This window comes from Gemmatimonadetes bacterium SCN 70-22 (assembly GCA_001724275.1).
Classification (GTDB): Bacteria; Gemmatimonadota; Gemmatimonadetes; order Gemmatimonadales; family Gemmatimonadaceae; genus SCN-70-22.
This window is the reverse complement of record MEDZ01000009.1, coordinates 179,846-204,657: the sequence shown is the minus strand read 5'-3', so window position 1 is coordinate 204,657 and position 24,812 is coordinate 179,846. Positions and strand designations below refer to the sequence as shown.

Below are 24,812 nucleotides of genomic sequence, written 5' to 3'. Positions count from 1 at the left end.
CGCTTCATGTCGCTCCCGCGCGCCGCCGGCATCCTCCTGCACCCCACGTCGCTCCCCGGCGCTGGGGGCATCGGCGACCTGGGCCCGGAAGCGCACCGCTTCCTCGACTTCCTGGTGGAAGCGGGGATGAAGTTCTGGCAGGTGCTTCCGCTCGGCCCCACCGGGTACGGCGACTCGCCGTACCAGTGCTTCTCGGCCTTTGCCGGCAACCCGCTCCTGATCCATGTCCCGGGAGGCGGTGGCCACTTCCCCACCCACACCGTCGACTTCGAGCGCGTCATTCCGCACCGGCGCGCCCTCGTGAACGGCGCCCTGGACCGCTTCGTCCCCAACGACCGGTACCACGCCTTCGTGGAGGAGGAGCGGGAGTGGCTGGAGGACTACGCGCTCTTCATGGCGCTCAAGGCGGCGCACGACGGGGCGCCGTGGACCGCGTGGGATCCCGGGGCGGCGCATCGAGACCCGGCTGCAATCGACAGTTGGCGCAGCCGCCTCGGCGACGACGTGGAGCGCATTCGCCGGGAACAGTACTTCTTCTTCACGCAGTTCCACGCCCTGCGGGGGGCGGCGGCGCTTCGCGGCGTGCAGCTGATGGGCGACCTCCCCATTTACGTGGCCCACGACTCGGCCGACGTCTGGGCGAACCGCGCGCTCTTCAGGCTGCGCGAGGATGGTCGCCCCCTGGTGCAGGCCGGCGTCCCGCCCGATTACTTCAGCGCGACCGGGCAGCTGTGGGGCAACCCGATCTACGATTGGGAGGCGATGGCGGCGCAGGGGTACGCCTGGTGGATCCGCCGCATGCGTGCCGCATTCCGCATGTTCGACGTGGTGCGCATCGACCACTTCCGCGGCTTCGAGGCGTACTGGGAGGTGGCGGGCGCGGCGTCGACGGCGGTGGATGGGCGGTGGGTTCCCGGGCCGGGGCGCGCGCTCTTCCGCGCCATCGCCGATGCGCTGGGCCCCCTCCCCATCGTCGCCGAGAACCTGGGGATGATCACGCCCGCGGTGGAGGCGCTGCGCGAGGAGCTCGGCTTCCCGGGGATGAGCATCCTGCAATTCGCATTTGGGGGCGAGCGCGGCGTGCGGGAGTTCCTCCCGCACAGCTACCCGCGCGATCGGGTGGTGTACACCGGGACACACGACAACGACACGACCCTTGGGTGGTGGCATTCCACCGGAGGGGGCGACTCCACGCGCGCGGCGGCGGACGTGGCGCGCGAGAAGGCCTTCGCGCTCCGGTACCTGGCGAGCGACGGGACGGAGATGAACTGGGTCCTGATCCGTGCCGCCCTGGCATCGGTGGCCGACACGGCGCTCATCCCGATGCAGGACGTGCTTGGAGTGGGGAGCGAGGGGCGGATGAACGTCCCCGGGCGCGAGCACGGGAACTGGCGCTTCCGCTTCTCGTGGGACCAGGTGACCCCCGAGATCACCAACCGGCTGCGCGAGCTGGCCGAACTGTACGACCGGTAGGCAGGCGCGGATGCGGGAGGGGGCCTCACGACGGGGCCCCGCGTCGTTCCCCGCGGGGATGGGCGGAGGTGCTGGCCCGGTATTGCTGGCGGCGTAGATTCGCGTGTGCAGCAGGTCTCGATGTCCTCAACCCACGTGTCCATGCACCCGATGTATCTCGCGGAGGTCGAGCAGGGGGCCGGCAAGGGAACCTACGGCGACCGGATCGCCCTGATGCGCGCGCAGGGGAAGCCGATGCCGCAGATCTGGCACCTGTTCGCCTACAAGCCCGACCGCACGGATTTCCTGGCCCACTTCACGCAGGGGGTGATGCGCGGGGCGTCGCCGCTGTCGGCGGGACTGCGCGAGCTGATCGCGGCGCTGACCTCGAAGCGCAACGACTGCGACTTCTGAACGGGGTCGCACGCCGCGGTCGCGGCGACGCTGCTCGAAGACCAGGCGCTGGTCGACGCCGTCCTCGCCGACTATCGCACCGCCCCCATCGAGGATGCGTGGAAGGTCCTGTTCGCCTTCCTCGACACCGTCAACGCCAGCTGCAACACGGTCGGGCAGGGTGACGTGGACCGGGTGAAGGCGGCCGGGTGGAGCGAGGAGGCCATCTACGACGCCGTCACCGTCTGTGCCCTGTTCAACTTCTACAACCGGTGGATCGATGGGACGGGGGTGAGCGACATGGGGGCGGAGGCGTATGCGATGTCTGGCGAGCGGATGAAGGCGCATGGGTATGCGCCGCCGGGGGATATAGTCCTCAGGAAGCAGCTGGGGCGGTGACGAGCTGCAAAGCGTTATCACGGAGGGTAACGGAGGGAAACGGAGGGACACGAATGGACGCCGCTGCATACCTCCGCGTCCCCCCGTGCCCCTCCGTGTCAAACTCCCGCTGCACCATCCCCCGTCCGAGTCAGACTCCCCCCACCGTCGCCCCTCCTCCCCTAGTACCTCCCCGTCGAAGGCTGAAACGTCCGCCAGCTGTGCCAGAACTCCTGGCTGGCCGGAATCGCGGGGAGCGAGGAAGCAGGTCCGCGTCCGCCGGTGAATGCATACGCCACGTCGCCGCTCACGATCGAGTCGCCCCGAAGCGCGAACCGCGTCGCCGAGTCGGGGCGGATGTAGGCATAGAACGACGCGGAGTCGGAGGCGAGCACCAGCACGATCGGCACCCCGCCGAGCACGTCGTTGATCACGCGCTCGCGCCGCAGGCGGTTCCAGTCGTACGCACGTGACTTTCCGCCAGCCACAATTCCCACCACCCACGACTTCTCGCCCCAGGAGGTCGTGTCGGTGCCCGTCAGCGACTTGCGGCTCGTCCCGTTCTCGAACGAGTAATCCTTCGCGTACTCGTCGGCGAACGCGGGGTCCCCCTGCATGACGAGGCTCGCCGGGTGCAAGGCGAACCACTGGTCGAGCGTCACCTGCAGCGATGGGATCTCCTCGAGCGTCATCCCCTTTCGGCTCCCCGTCACCGCCTCGCCGTTGGCCTGACGCCACCAGCTCCCCGTCTCGCGGTCCTCGAACATCGCATTCCAGTGGTCCATCCCGACCAGGCGGAACCGCTCGTTCTTGCCGTCGACGAGGGGCGAGAAGACGCGCCCGGTGCGGCAGACGGTGCAATAGCTCACCAGCACGTCGCGGCCGCCGACGGTGTCACGCACCTGGTGATGGTAGCCGATGAACATCAGCGGATACGCCCGCGCCTCGCCGTTCACCTCGACGCCCACCACCAGCCGGTCGCCGGGGACTTTGTTGCTGGCGGCCGGGAGCATGGTGACGACCGTCGGCTGCCGGAACATCCGGTCGGCGGCCATCACGAAGTTCGTCACGTAGGTCACGCCCCCCACCACCAGGAGCGCCGCCGGCGCGAGCCAGCGCCTCCACCCTGTCGCCCGAAACGCCGCCGGAAGTCCCGCCAGGAGCAACACGCCGAAGGCGAGGCGCAGCGGCCAGCGCCATTGGTAGAGCGCATAGGCGACGTCGATGCTGCGCATCCGCTGGCTCCCGGGGAGCGGCATGATGAACCAGACGTTCAGGAACTCGAACGTTGCCAGGAGAAGCGCACCGGCATGGAAGAGGACGAGCAGACGAGACGACGAGCGGACGAGCGGGCGACTCCGCGGGCTCTGCGGGTTCAGCGGTCGGATGGCGGGAACCTGGAGGCTCATGGTGGGCGATTCTACGCCCCACGGGAGGAGGGAGCAACATGCGATGGAGGGACGTGTTCGGGCGCTCCCGCAGCGCCCCACGCACCTCGTGCGTAGCTTTCGGCCGTTCCCTCTCGCTCCATCCCGGACCGCACCAGCGGTCGTCCACTCACGGGAGACCGTCCATGCTGAACCGTCGCGCCTGGATCCGTTCTGCCGCCGGCGGCGGCGCCGCCCTCGCCCTCTCCCCGGGCCTCCTGCGGGCCCTGCAGCACTTCGGCCCCGGCGCGCTCATCGCGCAGGACAGCCTCCTCAAGAAGGCCATCCCCTCCACCGGCGAGATGCTCCCGGTCATCGGGCTGGGGAGCTCGGCGACCTTCGCTTCCGTCGCCCGCAGCGAGGAGATCACCGCGCTCAAGGAGGTCTTCAAGGCGATGGTGGAGCGCGGCGCCACGCTCTTCGACACGGCGCCGGGATACGGCGTCTCCGAGCAGGTGGCGGGGGAGATCGTGAATGAGCTCGGGATCGCCGGCAGGATGTTCTGGGCCACCAAGCTCAACGCCGCCGGGCGCGGCTCGGGGGGCAAGGCCGACCCCGAGGCGGCGCGCGCGCAGGTGGAGCAGTCGTTCGCGCGCCTCAAGCGCCCGATGATCGACCTGATCCAGGTGCACAACATGTCCGACGTCCCCACGCACCTGGCGGTCCTCGAGGGCTACAAGAAGGACGGGCGCGTGCGCTACATCGGCGTGACCACCACCTTCGAGCCGCAGTATCCCGGACTCATCGAGGTGATGAAGCGCGAGCCGCTCGACTTCATCGGGATCGACTACGCGGCCGACAACCGGCAGGTGGAGGAGGTGATCCTCCCCCTGGCGCAGGAGCGCAAGATCGCCGTCCTGGCCTACGCCCCCTTCGGCCGCACCTCGCTCTTCCGCCGCATCGGCGACCGCCCGCTCCCCGACTGGGCCGCCGAGGTGGACGCGAAGACGTGGGCGCAGCTCCTGCTCAAGTGGGTCGTCTCGCACCCGGCCATCACCGCCGTCACGCCGGCCACCAGCCAGGCGCGACACATGATCGACAACATCGGCGGTGGCGTGGGGCGGCTCCCGACCCCGGCGCAGCGCAAGGCGCTCGCCGACTTCGTCGACGCCCTCCCCCCGGCGCCGGCGCGTCCGCGTTAGGCGCGGCCGGCCGGGGCCACCCCCTCATCCTCCCGTGACCGGGAGCCTGACGAGCACCAGGCACATTCCATGACGACATCGAACGGGCTGTCCTTGCGGTTGCGGGGGGCGATAGGGGCGCGCGAAGGGGAAGGGGCGGTCCTGCTCTGGTCCACCGCGTACTACTTCCTGGTGCTGTGCGCCTACTACGTCATCCGCCCCATCCGCGACGACATCGGAGCGGCGAGCGGCGCGGAGAACCTGGCCTGGCTCTTCACCGGGACGCTGGCGGGGATGCTCCTGGTGCACCCGCTGTACACCGCCATCGTGGGCCGCCTCACGCGGCGGCGGTTCGTCACGTGGGCGTATCGCTTCTTCGCCCTCAACCTCGTCGCCTTCTTCCTCTACTTCCGCAGCGCCGACCCCGCGCAGGCGGTCTGGGCGGGGCGCGCCTTCTTCATCTGGACCAGCGTCTTCAACCTCTTCGTCGTCTCGGTCTTCTGGTCGCTGGTGACCGACCTGTTCCGCCCCGGCCAGGGGAAGCGCCTGTTCGGTTTCGTCGCGGTGGGCGGGACGTTAGGCGCGATGCTCGGCGCCACCATCACCTCGTCGCTCGTCGACGTGGTGGGGCGGGTGGGGCTGATGCTGGTGTCGGCGGCCATCCTCGAGCTGGCCGTGCAGGCGGCGCGCGTCCTCGACCGGCACGAGGGGGCGATGCGCGCCGCGGCGATGGCCGAGGGCGACCACCCCCCCGATGCCGGGCGCGACGCGTCGAAGGACGTGATCGGCGGCGGGATCCTGGACGGGATCCGGCACGTCTTCTCGTCGCCGTACCTCTTCGGCATCGCGACGCTCATCCTCTTCTACACCATCTCGTCCACCTTCCTGTACTTCCAGCAGGCCGACATCGTGGCGGCGGCGTTCGGCGACAACCGCGACGAGCGGACGCGCGTCTTCGCCAACATGGACCTGATCACCAACGCGCTGACGCTCATCGCCCAGCTCTTCCTGACCGGCCGCGTGATGAAGTGGCTGGGCGTGGGGGTCGCGCTCGCCTTCCTCCCGCTCCTGACGCTCGTCGGCTTCGGGATCCTCGGGATCGCCCCCGTCCTCTCGGTCCTCGTCGTCTTCCAGGTGGCGCGGCGCGCGGGGAACTTCGCCATCCAGCGCCCGGCCCGTGAGGCGCTCTTCACCGTGGTTCCGCGCACCGACAAGTACAAGGCGAAGAACTTCACCGACACCTTCGTGTACCGCGTCGGCGACCAGGTGGGGGCGTGGTCGTACGCCGGGATGGCCGTCTTCGGCCTCACCGCCTCCGGGCTGGCCTTCACCATGGTCCCGTTCTCGGCGCTCTGGTTGCTGCTGACGGTATGGCTGGGGCGGCAGTATGCGGTGCGCGAGCGAGGGGCGACCGCGGGCGTGCGCGGCAGCGCGCCGGCGGGAGATTGACGGGGTGACCGCCGCGGCGGGAGCGTGACGAAGTCACCGCCGTGGCGGGAGAGTGCCACGGCGGCCGGGGTGACCGGCGACCGACTCGCCGGTCGCGACGCCCTACTTGGCCCGCTTGAGTCGAACGGAGTACATCGTGGGCCAGAGCTTCCCCGTCAGGAGCAACTCGCCCGGCGCCGGGGCGCGGGCGATCCCGTTCATCACGTCGGTGCCGTACGGCCGCTCCCCCCTGGGCCACAGCGCGGCGAAGTCCACCAGCTCGCGCACCTCCCCGGTGGACGGGTCGATGCGCGCCACCCAGTCGGACTCGTACACGTTGGCCAGCAGCTCGCCGTTCACGTACTCGAGCTCATTGAGCTTGGAGAGCGGCGAGTCCTGGTAGCGCACCTTCACCACGCGCTCGGTGGCGAAGGTGGCGGGGGTGAGGTAGCGCAGCGAATCGGAGCCGTCGCTCATGATGAGCGAGGTCCCGTCGGTCGCGAGTCCCCACCCCTCGCCCTCGTAGGGGAGCGAGTCGACGAGCGCGAGGGTGGCGGCGTCGTACACGTAGGCGACCTTCGACTCCCACGTGAGCTGGTACAGGCGCCCCCCCAGCAGGGCGAGCCCCTCGCCGAAGCGGTCGTGCGCCAGCGGGGCCGAGGCGAGGACCTTCCCCGTGCGGAGGTCGACGCGGCGCACCTCGGAATCGCCATAGCGCCCCGTGCTCTCGTACAGGACGCTGTCGGCCCACACGAGCCCCTGCGTGTACGCCCCGGTGTCGTGCGGGAACTCGGCGACCACCTCGAACGGGGCGTCGAGCGCCTCGCTGCGCGCGTTGTCGCAGGCGGAGACGGACACCGTGGCCAGCAGGGCGGCGGCGGCGGCGAAGGCGGGAGAGGAAGCGCGACGGACGGTCATGACGGGGAGGGGGCGGCGGTCCCGAAAGGTGGCCAGCGGCCGGGCGCCGACGCCAGCCCCGCCGCGTGCGCCGCTACCGCCCACGCCGGCCATAGCGGAAGCCACGCCGCAGGAACGCCTTCTCGATCTCCACCGCCACGAAGACCATCGTCGAGAGGACGAGGCAGAGGGCCAGCTCGCCCGCGTCCAGCGGGGCCGTCCGGAAGACCCGTGTCAGCGCCGGGACGTACAGCGTCGCCAGCTGCAACGTCACCGTGGCGAGCACGGTGATCGCGAGCACCGGATTGCCCGCGAGCCCCAAGGAAAGGAACGACTCGCGCTCCGACCGGACCGCCAGCGCGTGCCCCAGCTGCGAGAGCGCGAGCACCGTGAACGTCATGCTCTGCCAGTGCCCGCCGGTGCGCACGCCCCACGCCTGTGCCCCCAGCGCCACCCCCCCCATCAGGAACCCCACCCAGAGCGCATGCTGCCACAGCCCGTGCGCGAAGACGCTCTCGTCGGGCGCGCGCGGCGGGCGCCGCATCACGTCGCGCTCGGCGCCCTCCAGCGCGAGGGCCACGCCCGGGAGGCCGTCGGTGACGAGGTTGACCCAGAGGATGTGGATGGGGAGCAGGGGGAGCGGGAGCATCACCAGCGGCGCGAGGAAGAGGAGCCAGATCTCGGCGGAGTTCCCCGTCAGGATGTAGCGGATGAACTTGCGGATGTTGTCGTAGATGCGCCGCCCCTCGCGCACGGCGGCGACGATGGAAGCGAAGTTGTCGTCGGTGAGGACCATGTCGGCCGCCTCTCGCGCGACGTCGGTCCCGACGCGCCCCATGGCGATCCCGATCTCCGCCTGCCGCAGGGCGGGCGCATCGTTGACGCCGTCGCCGGTCATCGCGACGAACTCGCCGCGTGCCTGCAACGCGCGCACGATGCGGATCTTCTGCTCCGGGGCCACGCGCGCGTAGACGCGCACGTCGCCCGCCTTCTCCACCAGCGTGTCGTCGTCCAGCCGGGCCAGCGCCGCGCCCGTGAGGCTCGCGGCTGCCGCCCCGCCGGCGATGCCCAGCTCGCGGGCGATGGCCTCGGCGGTGGCGCGGTGATCGCCGGTGATCATCACCACGTGGATGCCGGCAGCGCGGCACTCCTGCACCGCCGCCGACGCCTCGGGGCGCAGGGGATCGGCAATCCCCACCAGCCCCAGGCACGTGAAGTCGCGCTCGTCGGCCTCGGACAGCGCGTGCGTGCTTCGCACCGCATCGTCGCGCCGGGCATAGGCCATGACGCGCAATCCGTCCCGGGCCATCTCGTCGGCCGCCGCGATCACGTCCGCCAGACGCAACGGTGCGGCTTCCCCCCCGGCCAGCACCCGGCTGCAGCATGCCGCCACCCGCTCGGGCGCCCCCTTCATCAGGACCATCGCCCCGCCGCGCCCATCGTCGTGCACCGTCGTCATGCGTCCGCGCTCGGACGAGAACGGGAGCTCGCCCAGGCGCCGATGGCGCTGCCGCAGTGCCGCCGAGTCCACGCCGTGGCGCTGCGCGAACTCCAGCAGGGCCACCTCGGTGGGGTCGCCGTGATGCCCCCCCTCGCGGCTGGTGGCCACGTCGGAGTTGAGCGCCATCGCCTCGAGCAGCGCGCGGGGCGGCGTGGGGACCGCCGCCGTCGTCGCCGCCGGCGCCTCGCGCCACACGCGCACGGCCATCCGGTTCTGCGTCAGCGTCCCCGTCTTGTCGGCGCAGATGTACGTCACCGACCCCAGCGTCTCCACCGCCGGGAGCCGTCGCACCAGGGCGTGCCGGCCCGCCATGCGACGCGCGCCGAGTGCCAGCGACACGGTCACCACCGCCGGGAGCGCCTCCGGCATGGCCGCCACCGCCAGGCTCAGCGCCGTCAGGAACATCAGGAGCGGCGGCTCACCGCGCAGCAGCCCGATCGCGAAGATGGCCGCGCACAGCGCCAGCACCACCAGGCCGAGCTGCGTCGCGAAGCGTTGCAGCCGCTGCTGCAACGGGGTGCGGAGCTCGTCCGCCTCGCCGAGCAGCGCCGCGACGCGCCCGAGCTCCGTCGCCATCCCCGTCGCGACACAAATCCCCTCCCCACGCCCGAATGCCACCACCGTCCCCTTGTGGCCCATGGTGCGCCGATCGCCGATCGCCGCCTCGGCGTCCACCGGCGGTGCGACCCCCTTCTCCACCGGGTGCGATTCGCCGGTCAGCGCCGACTCGTCCAGGCGCAGGTGCCAGGCGCTCGTCAGGCGCACGTCGGCCGGGACGATCATGCCGGCTTCGAGGACGATCACGTCTCCCGGCACCACCTCGGCGGCCGGGATCGTCACCATCGTCCCGTCGCGGCGCACGCGCGCGGTGGGGGCGGCGAGCGCCTGCAGCGCCCGCATGGCGCGATCGGCCCGGTATTCTTGCAGGAAGCCGAGGACCGCGTTGAGGACGACGATGGCAACGATCGCGATCGCATCGGCCGGCTCGCCCACCGCCCCGGCGATGACGGCAGCGGCCACGAGGACGATGATCATCATGTCGGCCACCTGGTCGACGATCATCCGCAGCACCGAGCGCCGCGTCGCCTCGCGAATCCGGTTGTGGCCGTAGCGCGCCAGGCGCCGCGTCGCCTCGACCCGCGCCAATCCCACCGACGCATCGACCTCCCATCCAGCGGCCACCGCGCTCGCGGGCTGGGCATGCCACGGCATCCGTTGCCCCACGTCGTGCATCGATCGCCCCCATGGGGTGCGGCGTCCCCCCGAGGGGGGCGCAATCCCACATGCAATCAACCGCGCCCCGCCAGCGCTCGGCTAGGGGGGAAACGCTGGCCTCGTGTCATGCGCGGCCGCAACTTCCGGCGCCTCCACCAACCACGGCATGCGCATCGGGATCGACCTCGGCGGCACCAAGATCGAAACCATCGCCCTCTCCGACGCCGGCGAGGTCGTCGTCCGGCGGCGCATCGCGACCCCGCGAAGCTACGACGCGACGGTGGCGGCCATCGGGCGGCTGGTCGGGGAGGTGGAGGCGACCGCCGCGCAGCCGGGGACGGTCGGGGTCGGGATCCCCGGGGCCGTCGTCCCCGGGACCGGGCTGGTGAAGAACGCCAACTCCACCTGGCTCATCGGCCGCCCGCTGGGGGACGACCTGGCGCGCGCGCTCGGGCGCCCGGTGCGCCTGATGAACGACGCCAACTGCTTCGCCCTCTCCGAAGCCACCGACGGTGCCGCGGCCGGGGCACCGGTCGCCTTCGGCGTGATCCTCGGGACCGGGGTAGGGGGCGGGATCGTGGTGAACGGCGAGTGCCTGGTGGGCGCCAATCGCATCGCGGGCGAATGGGGACACAACCCGCTGCCCTGGATTGCGCCTGACGAGTACCCGGGCCCCGCCTGCTACTGCGGCAAGCAAGGGTGCATCGAGACGTGGCTCTCGGGGCCGGGGTTCGCGCGCGACCACCAGCGCCACACGGGAGAGACGCGCGCACCCGCCGAGATCGTCCGTGCGGCCGTGGACGGGAGCGCCGCCGCCCAGGCATCGTTCGCGCGCTACGTCGATCGCCTGGCCCGCGCGCTCGCCTCCGTCATCAACATCGTCGATCCCGACGTCGTCGTGCTGGGCGGGGGGATGTCGAACGTGCAGGGGCTCGCCGAGGCGGTGTCCGCGGAGCTCCCGCGCCACGTCTTCTCCGACACGGTGGCGACTCGCGTGGTGCGGAACCGCCACGGCGATTCGAGCGGAGTGCGCGGTGCGGCCTGGCTCTGGCCGGTTGGGGGATCGCCGGCCACGCGGGGCGCCGGATAGCGATTCCGCCGGGCGAACCGGTAGCCCACGTTCGATCGGCTGCCTAAGATGCGACGACGGTCAGGGTGGGGTGTGCGGCGTACGACGATCGACAGGACCTCGACGGAGGATGCTGATGGAGAACATTTCGCCCGAGGTCCTGTATGGCATCCTCGTCATGGGGCTGTTCATCGTCCCCCGGATCCTGCAGCGCTTCCGCCTCCCGGCCGCCATCACCGCCGTCGCCCTCGGCGCCGTGGCGGGGATGAAGTTCGACCTCTTCCACGGCGACGCCACCGTCCAGCTCTTCTCGACGCTGGGGATCGTCGCGCTCTTCCTCTTCGCGGGCCTCGAGGTCGATTTCAGCGAGTTGCGCAAGGGCGTGGGCGTCCTGGTCCAGCACATCGCGATCCAGCTGGTCTTCATCGCGATCGGGACGTGGATCTCGTCGGTCGCCCTGGGGCTGGCCCCGCGCACGGCGGCGCTCTTCGCCCTGGCGCTCCTCACCCCATCGACCGGCTTCATCCTCGATTCGCTCCCGAGCTTCAAGCTCGGGACGCAAGGCGAGTTCTGGGTGAAGTCGATGGCGATCGGGACGGAGCTGGTCGCGCTCGCCATCCTCTTCGTCCTCGTGCAATCCACCAGCGCACAGAACCTCGGCATCTCCACCCTGGTGCTCGTCGCCATGGTCGCCGTGCTGCCGCTGCTGTACCGCGTCTTCTTCAAGGTCATCGAGCCGTACGCGCCGCGCACCGAGTTCACCTTCCTGATCCTCGTCGCCCTCGTCTGCGCCTTCATCACGCGGCGGCTGGGCGTGTACTACCTGGTGGGAGCGTTCGTGGCCGGGCTGTCGGCGGTGCGGCTGCGCGCCGAGCTTCCGGCACTGAGCTCGGAGCGGCTGCTGGCGGGGGTCGAGCTGTTCGCCTCGTTCTTCATCCCCTTCTATTTCTTCAAGGCCGGGGTGTCGCTCGAGCGCGAGTTCTTCACCCCGTATTCCGTCTCGTTAGGGCTGGGGCTGGTGGCGGTCCTCGTCCCGCTCAAGGTGTTCACGGTCGCCCTGCACCGGCGGCTGGCGCTGGGCGAGGAGTGGCACGAGGGGCGCCGCGTCGCGCTGTCCATCGTCCCGACGCTGGTCTTCACCCTGGTGATCGGGAGCATCCTCCGCGACCAGTTCGCCCTGTCGAGCGAGCTGTACGGGACGCTCGTCGTCTACACGCTCGTCAACACGCTCATCCCCGGGTTGATCCTGCGGACCCCGCCACCGCAGTTCGAGGCGCCGTCGCTCCCCGATGCCCCGCAGCTGGGGCCGTGGACGGCGGAGGACGCGCCCGGGGAGGCTGCGGCGCAGTAGGCAGGCCACGACCCAGCGCCCGCGGCGATGGCACGACGCATCGCCGCGCGCTATCGTGCCTCCGCCGCGACATCCGCGTGTCACCCCTCGCCACCCGGGACCCGCCATGCCCATGTCCATTCGCCGTCTGTTCTTCGCCGCCCCGATCCTCCTTGCGGCTGCCGGCGCCGGGGCGCAGGGGGGGCGCGATGCCAGCGTCGCCCCGCCCCCCGCCTTCACCGACCCGCAGCGCGCCGCCAGGCTGCGCTCCGCCTTTCCGGCTATCGACCGGCTGATGCGGGACTTCGCGCAGCGGTCCAACGTCCCGGGCATCGCCTACGGGATCGTGATCGACGGCCAGTTGGCGCACGTGGGCGTCTCCGGGGTGCGCGACGTGTCGGCGCAGGCGCCGGTGGACACCGCGACGGTGTTCCGGATCGCCTCGATGACCAAGAGCTTCACCGCGGCGGCCATCCTCCAGCTGCGCGATGCCGGACAGTTGTCGCTCGACGATCCCGTCGAGCGCTACATCCCCGAGCTGGCGACGCTGCGCTCCCCCACCACCGACTCGCCGAGGATCACGATTCGCCACCTGTTGTCGCATTCCGAGGGGTTCCCCGAGGACAACCCATGGGGCGACCAGCAGCTGGCGGCGACCGACGACGAGATGGCGCAGATGATGCGCGCCGGGATCCCCTTCTCCACGGCGCCGGGGACGGCCTACGAGTACTCCAACTTCGGCTTCGCCATCCTCGGGCGCATCGTTGCCCGGGTGTCGGGGATGCCGTATGCCCGGTACGTCCGGGAACGGGTCCTCGTCCCGTTAGGCATGACGGTGACGACGCTGGAGGCGTCGTCGGTCCCGGCGGCACGGCTGGCGCACGGATACCGGCGGCAGGATGGGGCGTGGCTCGAGGAGGGGCAGCTCCCCGACGGCGCCTTCGGGGCGATGGGGGGGATGCTCACCTCGGCCGCCGACCTCGGGCGGTGGGTCGGCTTCATGCTCGACGCCTGGCCGCCGCGCGACGGCGAGGAGGGGGGCGTGCTCGGCCGCGCCTCGCGCCGTGAGATGCAACAGGTATGGCGCTTCAACGGCGCCTTCGCGGGGAAGGATTCGGCCGGGGCGGTCTTCCTCAGCGCCGGCGGGTACGGCTACGGGCTCGGGGTGCGGCAGACGTGCCGCTTCCGGAGCTCGGTCTCGCACACCGGGGGGCTCCCCGGCTTCGGCTCGCTGATGCGCTGGCTCCCGGACCACGGCGTCGGGATCGTGGCGATGGGGAACCTGACGTACACGGGGTGGGGGAACGTGGCCGAGCAGGCGCTGGAGCTGCTGGCCGGGACCGGCGGGCTGGAGCCCCGCCAGCCGCAACCCGCCCCGGTCCTCGTGCAGATGCAACACCAGGTCACCCGCCTCGTGAACCGGTGGGACGACGCCCTGGCCGACAGCGTCGCGGCGATGAACCTCTACCGCGACGAGTCCAAGGTGCGGCGCCGCGCGGCGATCGAGCGCGTGCGACTGCAGGCGGGGGACCGCTGCGCCCCCGAGGGGGTGTTCGTCGCCGAGAACGCGTTGCGCGGGAGCTGGCGCCTGCGGTGCGCCACGGGCGACCTGCGCATCGCCATCACCCTGGCCCCCACCACCCCGGCACGCGTGCAGTACCTGGACGTGCGCCCCATCGGGCGGGACGAGAGCCTTGCCCCGCCCCCGGCGTGCCGCTGACGCCCCTCCCTACGGCTGCACGCCAGCGCGCGCCGCGAGGAGGTTGAGCATGAGGCGAGCCGCGCCGGGGTTGCCATCGGGCAGCTGCCGGAAGAAGGCCAGCGTCGTGTACACGTAGGTCCCCTTGCCGTAGGGGGCCACCAGGATCGCCCCCCGGTTGGGCGTCTCGCCCGGGTCGTTCATCTCCAGGACCGGGGTGTACGCCGGGTCGAACGTGCGCGGCATGTACAGCGAGCGGTCCTGGATCCACCCGTCGAAGTCGCGGGTGGTGATCCGGTTGGGCGAGGCGAGGACCGGCGACGCCGGGTCGAGGATCGTCACCGGCGCCCCTTCCACCGTCACGCGGTCGGCGGGGCGCGCGAGGGTGATGGGGTACGGCATCATCCCCGGGCGCGTCATTTCGTACTGCCCGTACTGCACGACGAGGGTCCCGCCCCCCTTCGCATAGTCGAGGAGTCGCGCGTTGCTGGCCACCAGTTCGTCGCTCGCCTCGTAGGCGCGCGTCCCGACGACCACCGCGCCGAAGCGGGAGAGGTCGGTGCGCGAGATCGCCACCGGGTCGAGGACCGTGACGTTCACCCCCAGCTGCTCCAGCATCGGGGCGACGTTGTCGCCGACGCCGGGGATGTAGGCAATGGCCAGCCCGCGCGGGACCTGCGCATCGACCGCCTCGATGCCTAACGTGGCGGGGCGATAGAGCCGCTGGGTGCGGATGTGGTCGTACGCGACGGCGGCGTAGCCGGTGGTGAACGACTCGCCCCCGCTTGCGGCGACGGCGGCGATGACATGCCGGCCCGGTGCCAGGCGCCCGCTCACGTTGAAGGTGGCGACGCGCACGACCTCCGGCGGGGCTGCTCCCCCCATCCCGAACGCCGCCCCGGGGCCGCTCGGGGCGGGGGGGCGTGCATTGGCCGGGAGCTGCACCACCCGCTGGGCGCTGTCGGCCGCCAGCCCCGCCGGGAGCTGCAAGCGCACCGTGACCTCGCGCGCCTCCGATGCGTGGGACCGGACGAAGACGCGGATGGCGCGTGCGATGGGCTGGTTGGCCGGCGCATAGGCCACGGCCGCGTCGAGGGAGACGGTGACCGCCGGTGCGGCGGCGATGGGGCGCTGGAGCTCTCCCCTGATGGGATCGGCGTAGCGGTACACGACCGGCACCTCGATGCCGTGCACCAGGGAGTCGGCGAGGACCAGTTGCAGCCGCACCACGGCCGCGCCCCGGCGCGACCCCTCGGAGCGCCCGGTCACGCGCGGGGTGAACATCGCTCCGCGGCGCGGCGCCGCCAGCCACCACGGTTGCGTCACCGACGCCAGCGGCACCTCGATGGTATCGGTGGCCGCGCTGTCGGCCCCAAGGGTCACGTCCTGTCGCCGCCAGACGCTCGGCGCCTCCGTCCCTTCGGCCACTGCCTCCTCGTGCCGTATGGTCACCGCTCGGCGCCCCCGGTTGTACACACGCACCACGACCGGGGCGCTTTCGCCAACCGCCCAGACTTCGCGCGGGGCGGTGGCCTCCACGGCGATGCCCGCGGCGAGGGCGATGGCGCGGTCGGTGCGCGCAAGGGCCTGCGCCCAGGCCTGGGCCAGGTCGCCGTGATCGGCGAGCGGCTGGACCGCGGCGTCGCCGGCCGCGAAGCGCTCGCGCAGGTGCGGCACGTCGCCGGGGGCGCCGACGGGAGCGCGAAGGCACGGCGACATGGAAGGGGGCGGGCAGAGTGCGCGCAGGAGGCGCGCCACGTCCAGGAGTGCGGGGAGCGTACGCGCCGGGTGCACGAGATCGAGCGTCTCGCGCGCCCTCGCAAAGGCCCCGGGGAGGGAATCGAGCGCCGAGCGCTGCGATGCCGACCTCATCTGCGGTGCAAAGCGCGCCCAGGTGGTGTCGATCCCGTCGAAGAGCCCGTGTTCCCTGGTGGCATCGACCGGAGCGCCGGCCGCGCGCGACGCCTCGCGCAGCAGCAGGTCGTAGCGGACCCCTTTCAGCTGCAACGCCCCCATTGCCTGCGACTTGTGCTGGGAACGCGAGTCGCTGGCGATCTCGCTGTAGGAGCGCCCGAGCACCGGGTCGTACTCGCCCACGTTGATGCGGAGCGTGGCCCGATCCTGGTTCCGGAACAGGGCACTGCGATAGAACTTGGACACCGTCCACGGTCCATGTCCGGCGGTCGCCGAACGGGGGAATCGCACCGTGTCGCCCGAGGCGTCGTACGCCTCGCGGGCGAAGATCCCCGACACCTGATGGTGCCCGTGGCCGTCGGCCGGTGTCCCCGAGAAGACGGCGACGATCACGTGCGGGCGGAACTGGCGCACCACGGTGACCACGTCGCGCAGGATGGAGTCGCGCGGCCACTGGGTCAGCGTTTCCTCGGCGTTCTTGGAGAAGCCGAAGTCGAAGGCGCGGGTGAAGTACTGCTGCCCCCCGTCGAGACGCCGGGCCGCGAGGAGTTCCTCGGTGCGGATGGCTCCCAGCGCCTCACCGAGCTCGTTGCCGATCAGGTTCTGTCCGCCGTCGCCACGCGTCAGGGAGAGGTAGGCCGTCTCGACGTGTCGCCCCTTGGCCAGCCAGGTGATGAGTTGGGTGTCCTCGTCATCGGGGTGTGCCGCGATCACGAGGACGCGCGCGGAAACGCCGAGTCCTTCGACCAGCGGCCCGAGTGCGGCGGCGCCGCGGTCCTGGGCCGCCAGGGCATGCGGAGCTGCCGCGACGATTGCCGAGACCGCGGCAACGGCAGCCAAGGCGACGCGCACGCGCCGCCCCTGGGTTGCGGCGCGAGCGATGGCGCTGGCGAGGAGGGAGGCGCGGAACGGGGCGACGAGGGAGGCGCCGAAGGGCGCGACGAGGGAGGCGCCGAAGGGGACGACGAGCGCGGCGTGACGGCGGAGGACCGACGGGAGCGACATGGCGACGAGGGCGATAGGCTACGCGCGAGCTATGGCAATGTAGTCCGCGGCGCCGACGGGCAGCCATTCCCAGCCTCGTCGCGGCCGGTGGTGGCGCTCCTGGTCGGAGCGCCGCCACTGGCCGTCCTTCGTTCGCTCAGCGCAGCTGGACCTTGCCCGGCGCGAGCGGCATCCACTGCCCCATCCCGAGCGACCCGACGCGCGTCATGGGCTGCTGTGCGACTTCGGCGATGATGGCACGCAGCGACGCGCGCTCGGCGGCGGACTGGTTCCGCGGCGGAAGGATTCCCTCGATGGGGATCATCGCCGACCGGCCGGAGCCACCGTGCTCGCGATCCAGCTTGCGCAGGACCTTGAGGGCGGCGCCCAGGGCGTTGGCCGAGACCGTGGCGCGGGGGAGGAGGATGACGTTGTCGCCCGACGGTGGGGCGTGGAAGAGGACGACCGCCTGGGCGTTGGGGATGGGGAGGGAGTCCGCGAGGGAGACGATGGTGCGCGTCGGCGCCGCGGATTGGGCCGCGAGCTGCAACGGCACCAGGAAGGCGACGGCCGGGAGCAGGAACCGGAGCCACGACGCCGCGATGGCGTGCGGGCGGGTGGTCGCGATCGCGGGGGCCACGGGGGAGGCCAAGGCGGAGACGCGGGCGCGCGGATGGAAGGTCGGGCGAATCATGATGTCACCTCGGGAGGGAGTCGCGTGCAGGGACTAGAGTGCGGTGCAGTACATGAACTCGCGCCACAGTTCGACGCCGTTCGAGTCGTACCAGACCAGCCAGTAGCAGATCTGCCACTGTGCGTCCGTGATGCGGGAATCGCCCTCGCCGCCGGTGTTGGTGATGTCGATACCCGTCGGGCAGGCCGGGAGCGGTAGAGGGCTCGAGTGGGAATCCTCGTAGGCGTCACCGACGGTGTGGAACGGCGGCAGCAGGATGAACTGCCATGCCCTGTGATTGGTCGAGGCCAATGCGTTGTAGCCGCAATTGCCGGCCAGGGGCAGCAGGGCGTGCGTCACCAGGGTGTTCCACCACGGGAGCGGCTGAGAATACTTCCCCGTGTTCGACGCGCTGAGCAGGGAGCCGGTCGGCGTCGAGACGCTGATGGTGGTGTGGTTTTCCCCGTGTGTTCCGAAGAAATCCATGCTCCCTTCGGCGCCGGCGACGGTGACACCGTTTCCCTGCGTGAAGTAGGCGCGACTCCTCTGGTTCCGGATGATGGCCCAGTCGTCGGAGGTGGAGGCCGTGCTGGTGTGACCGTCCGCGGTCACTTGCCTCCAGGATCCGGCACCGGCGGGTATTCGGCTCGAATCGAACGGGGTGACGATGGTTCGTCCGTCGAGGCGCGGAGTGGCCAACAGGTCACCGCTCGGGATGACCAGCGGCAGGTCGGTCGCCGAGCGCGGCGAGGGGATCGTGAGCGATGCGAGCGGCGCGCGTTCGCTGCAGCCGGCGCCGACAGTGGTGGCGGCAACGACACAGGCGAGACGCCTGATGATGGAAAGCATTGGAGGGTGACTCCCGTCTTGGTGCGCCGGGAGCGGTGGTGCGTGCGTCCCGGCGAAGGCTCGTGCTGCATCAACTCAGTCCCGACATGCGAAGTCGACGGTGGTGAGCAGCGATGCGATGCGGGCCTCGCTCGAATCTCCGCCGAGCACGGGGCCGGTGAACTGCAACAGTCTGCTGGTACGCGGGGCCAGGGTGGCCAGCCCGACGTAGCGGTGGGGAAGCGTCGCCAACACGACCTGCGTATCGGCGGTGACGCGCACGAATTCGAGGCGTCCGTTGTTCTGCCTGTCGCGCGCGTCGGCAACGAATGTCCACGCGGCGTCATCCCGGCGTCCTTCGATGCGATTGACCCGCGGGTAGAAGCCGGTGACGGTTCTGGACACCGGAACTTCGCCGTCTGGGCCGAGCGTGATGCTGATGCGCCGCATCACGGAGTCCGTCCGCTCCGGCATCCAGGTGAGCGACGTGGTTCCATCAGGAGTGACATCGAGCTGGCGGTTGAACCGGTTCAGCGTAGTAGGCTCCATCACGGTGTCCACCGCGACAGGATCGGGCGCGAGGGCGAAGCGGACGCCCTGTATCTCGCCCGTGGACATCCGGGCCTCGTGTTCCACGAGCACGCGCGGCTTGCCGCCGGGCGAGAGGAGCCCCGTCACGGCGATGATCTCGAGGTCGATGAAGTGGAACTTCCAGTGTCCGCGACGCGGTGGACCGACGCGCTGTACCACTCCGACCGGTCGGAGCCAGACCTCGTCGGGGCGCGTGATGCGGAACGCCCAGGTCAGCGTGTCGCCCGAGCGCATCAGGCGCGTCGGGTTCTGGTAGTCGGCCAGCATTCTATCCGGGAGGGGGATGCGTTCCAGCTGCTCCCATCCGTCGGCCGTCACGATGCCGTACCAGGCGTCCCGCGCCTGTTCGAGGTCCCCGGAGGTGGGGAGCTCCCCCAGCTGCACGAAGACAACCTCCCAGCGCCCATCGCCAATGGCGGTGGCGCGAGCCCCCCCGAATCGGCGCACGGGAGGAGGGAGGGGGACAAGGGTCCAGCGCCCGCTGCGCGACCGGATGGCACCGAAGACGCTATCGCGTACCTGACTGACCTTGGGTCGTCCGGGCGACGAACGGCCGACGTAGTTGGGCATGCCAGCCAGCAGATAGCTCCCATCGGGGGCTGGGGAGATGGTCTGCGGCTCGACGTACACGTCTCCTCCGCCGTCGACGCTCGCCAGCGAGGAGTCGACGACGCGCGCGGTGCAGACGGCGCCGAGGCCGGCGCCGACCGTGCGCGACAGTTGCCGGGATGGGGCGGCGCCAGGGGTCCCGCAGCCGAGGGTAAGCGAGACGATCGTGAGGAGAAGGAGTCGCATGAGGAGCATGGTGCCAATCTCGGAGGAGGCGGTGTGAGCGCAACATCATCGCGTTGCGCATCGCATCATCTGGCTGCACCCTAGGTCGCGGGTGTCGGCGCGGCACCGAGTACCCGACGCGCGCTCCCCTGAGAATGGTCCGCCGGCGTCACGCGCGCGTCACCTCACGAGGGAGGGGGCGTGGATGCCTGCCCCTGTCCCCGGCGGTACATTCTCTTCCCGACCTCCCAACCGACCGGCGCACCCATGACGGACCCGCACGACCTGCCGACCAAGCGCACCGTGACCGTACCCCCCGCCCCCGAAGGGCCTGCCTCCGACGGGAGCGATCCTGAAGGATCGGCGCGCTTCCGGCGCACCCTCGTCCGCGTAATGAGCATGCAGGTCGTCGCGCTGCTCGTCCTGTGGTGGCTCCAGGCCCGCTACGGCAACTGAGGGATCGCGCTCACATGCATCCGCTCAACTGGGTCATCGTCATCGCCTATCTCCTCTACGTCCTGGTCGATGGCATCCGCGCATCGCGGACGACCAAGGGGATCGAGGGGTACTTCCTCGCCAACCGCTCCCTCCCCTGGTGGGCCGTCGGGCTCTCGGTGATGGCGACGCAGCTCTCGGCGGTGACGCTCATCGGGACCACGGGGCAGGGCGCCACCGACGGGATGCGCTTCGTGCAGTTCTACTTCGGGCTCCCGCTGGCGATGGTCATCCTCGGCGTGACGCTCGTCCCCTTCCTGCACGGCGCCCGGGTCTTCACCGCCTACGAGTACCTCGAGCGGCGCTTCGATGCCAAGACGCGCTCGCTGACGTCGTTCCTCTTCCTCATCTCGCGCGGCATGTCGTGCGGGACGATCATCGCCGCCCCGGCGGTGGTGTTCTCGGCGATCTTCGGCTGGCCGCTCGCGTGGTGCGTGACACTCATCGGGATCCCGACGGTGCTCTACACGATGATTGGCGGCGTGCAGGCGGTGACCTGGGCCGACGTCAAGCAGATGTTCATCATCGTCGGCTCGCTGCTGGCCATCGTCGTCGTCCTGGTCGTGAAGCTCCCCGTCTCGCCCGATGCGGCGCTGCGCATCGCCGGGGCCGCCGGGCGCATGCAGCCGTTCGACTTTTCCTTCGACCTTTCGCAGACCTACACCTTCTGGTCGGGGGTCCTGGGCGGGACGTTCCTGATGCTCTCGTACTTCGGGACCGACCAGAGCCAGGTGCAACGCTACCTGACGGCCAAGTCGGTCCCCGAGGCGCGGAGCTCGCTCCTGATGAGCGCCTACTGGAAGATCCCGCTGCAGGCGTTGATCCTCCTCATCGGAATCCTCGTCTTCGTCTTCTACCTCTTCCAGCCCCCCCCGCTCCTGTGGAACCCGGCGCACCAGCGGAGCGTGCGCGAGGCGCAGCCGGCGGCGTTCGCACAGCTGCAAGCGCGCTACGACACGGCGGTGGCCTCGCGGGCGCAGGCGGCGCGGGCGCTGGCGGCATCGCGCGAGGCCCAGCCGGCGGCGGCCCAGGCGCGGGAGGGCTTCCAGGCCGCCGAGGCCGGGGTGAACGCCGTCCGGACCGAGGCGCTCGCGGTCGCCGAGCGAGTCACCGGGGAGTCGTCGCGCGACGTCAACTACATCATGCCGCGCTTCGTCCTCGACCAGCTCCCGCTGGGGCTGGCCGGCTTCTTCATCGCCGCGGTGATGGCGGCGGCGATGTCGAGCATCGCCGCCGAGCTCAACTCGCTGTCCACGGCGACGGTCATCGACTTCTACCGCCGATGGGTGAGTCCGGACGCCAGCGACGCCCATTATCTCGCGATCTCGAAGGCGGCGACCGGGGTGTGGGGGATCTTCGCCTGCATCGTGGCGGTGTACGCCGCCACGTTAGGCTCGCTGATCGAGGTGGTGAACCGCTTCGGTTCGTTCTTCTACGGCTCGATCCTGGGCGTCTTCATCCTTGCCATGATCCGGCGCGCCACGGCCACGGGCGCCTTCGTGGGGCTCCTGGCCGGGATGGGGAGCGTGGCCGCCGTCTCGTTCGGGCTCCCCCAGGTCTCGTTCCTGTGGCACAACCTGGTCGGGGCCGTCGCGGTGGTGGTGGCCGGGATGGCGGTCAGCGCCGCCACCCGCGGACCGCGGGCGTGAACGCGCAGGTACTGCTAGGTACTGTTCGGTACTGTCAGGTACGGTTAGGTGCTGTTAGGTACTGTTAGGTGCTGTTAGGTGCTGTCAGGGACCGTTGGGGACTGCTGGGGACCGCGAGGCCGCACGACGAGGGGGCCGGCGCACACGCTCGCGCCGGCCCCCTCTCGTCTTCTCGTCTGCTCGTCTGCTCGTCCGATCGTCCTCTCGTCCGACCGCGTCCTATCTCGCGATGGACCGCCGCGGAATGATCGGCTGGGCGTGCACGTCGCCCACGATGCGGGCCTGCTCGACCGCGTGCGACGAGGCGTACCCTTCGGCCGGGCTCGCGCGCTCCGGGCGTCCGATGTAGCGGATGATCAGCGCGTTGCCGGCCGAGGCGCGAAGGCGCGGGGCGACGTAGCTCCAGGCCCCCATGTTCTTCGGCTCCTCCTGCGCCCAGACGATCTCGGCGATGTTGGGGTACAGGTCGACCACGCGCGAGACATCCTCGTGCGGCCACGGATAGAGCTGTTCCACGCGCACCACCGCCAGGTGCGACGGGTGATCGCGGGCCACCAGCTCGTAGTAGAGCTTCCCGGTGCAGAAGACCAGGCGCGTGACCTCCTCGCGCCGGGTGACCTGCGGGTCGTCGATCACCGGGAAGAAGCGCCCCTGTGCCAGGTCGTCGAGGTGCGAGGTGGCAGCCGCCAGGCGCAACATGCTCTTGGGCTGCATCAGCACCAGCGGGCGGCGAATGGCGAGCCGCGCCTGCCGGCGCAGGATGTGGAAGTACTGCGCCGACGTGGAGGGATAGGCCACCCGCAGGTTCCCTTCGGCACACAGCTGCAAGAAGCGCTCGAGGCGCGCCGAGGAATGCTCGGGCCCCTGCCCCTCGTAGCCGTGCGGGAGGAGGAGCACCACCCCCGAGTCCTGTCCCCACTTGGCGCGGTCGGCGGCGATGAACTGGTCGATCATCGGCTGCGCCATGTTGGCGAAATCGCCGAACTGCGCCTCCCACAGCACGAGCGCCTCCGGCGCGGCCGTCGCCATCCCGTACTCGAAGCCCAGCACCCCCATCTCGTTCAGCGGGGAGTTGTAGATCTCGAAGCGCCCCAGGGCGTTGGGGATGTGCTGCAGCGGCGCGTACTTCGCGCCCGTGTTGACGTCGTTGAGCACCGCGTGGCGGTGGGTGAACGTCCCGCGTTCGGCGTCCTGGCCCGTGATCCGGACGTGGACCCCCTCGCTGACCAGCGAGGCGAACGCCAGCGCCTCGGCGTGCCCCCAGTCGATCCCGCCGGCGTCGCCCAGTGCCTCGCGCCGGCGCTCCAGCTGCTTGGCCAGGCGCGGGTGCGGCGTGAAGTCGGACGGCCAGATGAGCAGGCGCTCGTTGAGCGCCACCAGCGTCTCCCGGCGCACCGACGTGTCCACCGCCGGAATCGACGTCGGCGTCGGCTTCAGCGGCTCCTGATCCTCGCCCTCCAGCGTCACCTCGCGCCGTGACTCGGCCAGGATCTCGTCAAAGCGGTCCTGCAGCTGCTTGTCGAGCGCCTCCACCTCGTCGGCGCTCACCACCCCCTCCCCCACCAGCCGCTTGGCCCAGAGCTGTCGCGGGGTCGGGTGCTGCCGCACCTTGGCGTACAGCGCCGGCTGCGTGTACGTGGGCTCGTCGCCCTCGTTGTGCCCCCAGCGCCGGTACCCCACCAGGTCGATCAGGAAGTCCTTCCCGAACGCCGCGCGGTACATGATCGCCAGCCGCACCGCGGCCACGCACGCCTCGGCATCGTCGGCGTTCACGTGCACGATCGGAATCTCGAACCCCTTGGCCAGGTCGCTCGCATAGTACGTCGAGCGCGAGTCCGACGGGTTGGTCGTGAAGCCCACCTGGTTGTTCGCGATGATGTGCAGCGTCCCGCCGATCCGGAAGCCGGCCAGCTTGGACATGTTCAGCGTCTCGGCCACGATCCCCTCGCCCGGGAAGGCCGCGTCGCCATGGATCGCCACGGAGAGGACCGCCGAATCGCCGTGCCCCAACTCGGCAATGCGGCTGCGCGCCACCCCCATCAGCACCGGGTTCACCACCTCGAGATGGCTCGGGTTGGGGACCAGCATGACCCCCACCGTGCGACCGTCGGCGAACCGCTTCTCGGTCGTCGCCCCGAGGTGGTACTTCACGTCGCCCGTCTCGCTGCTCCCGAGATCGGCGTGCTTGCCGTCGAACTCGTTGAAGATCTTCGCGTACGGCTTGTCGAGGGTGTGCGCCAGGACGTTGATGCGCCCGCGATGCGCCATCCCGATCACGACCTCGCGCGTCCCGAGCCGCGACGCCTGGTCGATGGCGGCATCGAGCATCGGGACCATCGCGTCGGTCCCCTCGATGCTGAAGCGCTTCACGTTGACGTAGGCGCGCGCGATGAAGCGCTCGAAGCCGTCCACCTGGGTCAGCCGCTCGAGCACCGCCTTCTTCTCGTCGGGCGAGAGGGCAAGATCGAGCCCGTCCAGCTCGAGGACCTTGCGGAACCACTCCCGCTCGCCCTCCTCCTCGATGTGCCCCAGCTCGAGCGCCAGGCGCGAGGAGTAGATCCCGCGCAGGCGCGCGGTCGCATCGGCCGCCGTCGCCCCGGGAAGCCCCAGCGCCGCGGCGGGGACCTCGGCCAGGTCGGCCTCGGTGATCCCGTGGTACTCCGGGGTCAGCTCGATGGCCCCGGGCGGCGGAGTGCCTAACGGGTCGAGGCGCACGGCCAGGTGGCCGTACTGGCGAATCGACTGCGCCAGCGCCGCCGCCCCCGCCACCTTGCGCAGGTAGGCCGGGTCCGACGATGCGACGGCCACCGGGGCCGTTGCGATGGGCGCGCCGGCGCCGCCAAGCGCCTCGGCAAAGCGGAAATACTGCCGCCACGAGGCCTCGACCGACGCGGGATCACGCCGGTAAGCCTCGTACAATTCAGCGATGTATGCGTCGTTGTAGACGCCGGTAATGGGGTCGCTCGACATGATGCGGGCAATTTAATCAGTGGA

General features: G+C 70.7%; 18 protein-coding genes. 10 read left to right on the top strand and 8 right to left on the bottom strand.

The genetic code is table 11. From position 1 onward, the window contains the following. The first annotated feature begins 6 nt into the window (after positions 1-6). The 3 genes from ABS52_06960 to ABS52_06950 all read left to right on the top strand — a co-directional run bounded on the left by ABS52_06960 (position 7) and on the right by ABS52_06950 (position 2,244). Positions 7-1,473, top strand: a complete 1,467-nt coding sequence (locus tag ABS52_06960) for a 4-alpha-glucanotransferase (protein ID ODT04108.1) — start codon at positions 7-9, stop codon at positions 1,471-1,473. Positions 1,474-1,614: 141 nt separating this feature from the next. Beyond that, the gene (locus ABS52_06955; GenBank protein ID ODT04146.1) at positions 1,615-1,866 is read left to right on the top strand and encodes a peroxidase; all 252 of its coding nucleotides are present in this window, start codon (positions 1,615-1,617) and stop codon (positions 1,864-1,866) included. A gap of 48 nt (positions 1,867-1,914) precedes the next feature. Next, entirely contained in the window at positions 1,915-2,244 is a 330-nt protein-coding gene (locus ABS52_06950; GenBank protein ID ODT04107.1) for a peroxidase, read from the top strand. Positions 2,245-2,405: 161 nt separating this feature from the next. Here ABS52_06950 and ABS52_06945 read toward each other — a convergent pair whose 3' ends face one another. Next, a complete protein-coding gene (locus tag ABS52_06945) occupies positions 2,406-3,551 on the bottom strand; it encodes a hypothetical protein (protein ODT04145.1) in 1,146 nt (381 codons plus the stop codon). Between the two features lie 245 nt (positions 3,552-3,796). On the opposite strand from ABS52_06945, the gene ABS52_06940 reads away from it, so the two are divergent. Further along, positions 3,797-4,792, top strand: coding sequence for an oxidoreductase (locus tag ABS52_06940; protein ODT04106.1), 996 nt, complete (start codon positions 3,797-3,799; stop codon positions 4,790-4,792). A 69-nt stretch (positions 4,793-4,861) separates the two neighbouring features. Beyond that, positions 4,862-6,220 (top strand): MFS transporter, encoded by a 1,359-nt coding sequence (locus tag ABS52_06935; GenBank protein ODT04105.1) that lies wholly within the window; start codon positions 4,862-4,864, stop codon positions 6,218-6,220. Positions 6,221-6,322: 102 nt separating this feature from the next. Here the strand turns inward: ABS52_06935 and ABS52_06930 are convergent, their stop codons facing one another. Continuing rightward, a complete protein-coding gene (locus ABS52_06930; protein ODT04144.1) occupies positions 6,323-7,117 on the bottom strand; it encodes a hypothetical protein in 795 nt (264 codons plus the stop codon). A 73-nt stretch (positions 7,118-7,190) separates the two neighbouring features. After that, positions 7,191-9,830: an ATPase gene (locus ABS52_06925; GenBank protein ODT04104.1), complete on the bottom strand. Its 2,640-nt coding sequence runs from the start codon at positions 9,828-9,830 to the stop codon at positions 7,191-7,193. A gap of 148 nt (positions 9,831-9,978) precedes the next feature. Between ABS52_06925 and ABS52_06920 the strand changes: the two genes are divergently transcribed. The 3 genes from ABS52_06920 to ABS52_06910 all read left to right on the top strand — a co-directional run bounded on the left by ABS52_06920 (position 9,979) and on the right by ABS52_06910 (position 13,931). Next, on the top strand, positions 9,979-10,902 hold the full coding sequence (locus ABS52_06920; protein ID ODT04103.1) for a transcriptional regulator: 924 nt from the start codon (positions 9,979-9,981) through the stop codon (positions 10,900-10,902). Between the two features lie 109 nt (positions 10,903-11,011). Further along, entirely contained in the window at positions 11,012-12,232 is a 1,221-nt protein-coding gene (locus ABS52_06915) for a hypothetical protein (protein ODT04102.1), read from the top strand. Positions 12,233-12,350: 118 nt separating this feature from the next. After that, entirely contained in the window at positions 12,351-13,931 is a 1,581-nt protein-coding gene (locus ABS52_06910; GenBank protein ODT04143.1) for a hypothetical protein, read from the top strand. Between the two features lie 9 nt (positions 13,932-13,940). On the opposite strand, the gene ABS52_06905 is transcribed toward ABS52_06910, so the two are convergent. The 4 genes from ABS52_06905 to ABS52_06890 form a co-directional block, all read right to left on the bottom strand. Beyond that, positions 13,941-16,829: a hypothetical protein gene (locus tag ABS52_06905; protein ODT04101.1), complete on the bottom strand. Its 2,889-nt coding sequence runs from the start codon at positions 16,827-16,829 to the stop codon at positions 13,941-13,943. Positions 16,830-16,965: 136 nt separating this feature from the next. Continuing rightward, entirely contained in the window at positions 16,966-17,502 is a 537-nt protein-coding gene (locus ABS52_06900) for a hypothetical protein (protein ODT04100.1), read from the bottom strand. A 33-nt stretch (positions 17,503-17,535) separates the two neighbouring features. Further along, positions 17,536-18,330 carry a hypothetical protein gene (locus tag ABS52_06895; GenBank protein ODT04099.1) on the bottom strand — a complete coding sequence of 265 codons (795 nt, stop codon included), beginning with the start codon at positions 18,328-18,330 and terminating at the stop codon, positions 17,536-17,538. Positions 18,331-18,405: 75 nt separating this feature from the next. Next, positions 18,406-19,704 carry a hypothetical protein gene (locus ABS52_06890; GenBank protein ID ODT04098.1) on the bottom strand — a complete coding sequence of 433 codons (1,299 nt, stop codon included), beginning with the start codon at positions 19,702-19,704 and terminating at the stop codon, positions 18,406-18,408. A gap of 237 nt (positions 19,705-19,941) precedes the next feature. Here ABS52_06890 and ABS52_06885 point away from each other — a divergent pair, with 237 nt between their 5' ends. Together ABS52_06885 and ABS52_06880 are read left to right on the top strand one after the other, a co-directional pair. Beyond that, positions 19,942-20,130 carry a hypothetical protein gene (locus ABS52_06885; protein ID ODT04097.1) on the top strand — a complete coding sequence of 63 codons (189 nt, stop codon included), beginning with the start codon at positions 19,942-19,944 and terminating at the stop codon, positions 20,128-20,130. A gap of 14 nt (positions 20,131-20,144) precedes the next feature. After that, positions 20,145-21,818 (top strand): sodium:solute symporter, encoded by a 1,674-nt coding sequence (locus ABS52_06880; GenBank protein ID ODT04096.1) that lies wholly within the window; start codon positions 20,145-20,147, stop codon positions 21,816-21,818. 219 nt (positions 21,819-22,037) lie between these two features. Here the strand turns inward: ABS52_06880 and ABS52_06875 are convergent, their stop codons facing one another. After that, on the bottom strand, positions 22,038-24,788 hold the full coding sequence (locus ABS52_06875; GenBank protein ID ODT04095.1) for a 2-oxoglutarate dehydrogenase E1 component: 2,751 nt from the start codon (positions 24,786-24,788) through the stop codon (positions 22,038-22,040). Positions 24,789-24,812: the final 24 nt, after the last annotated feature.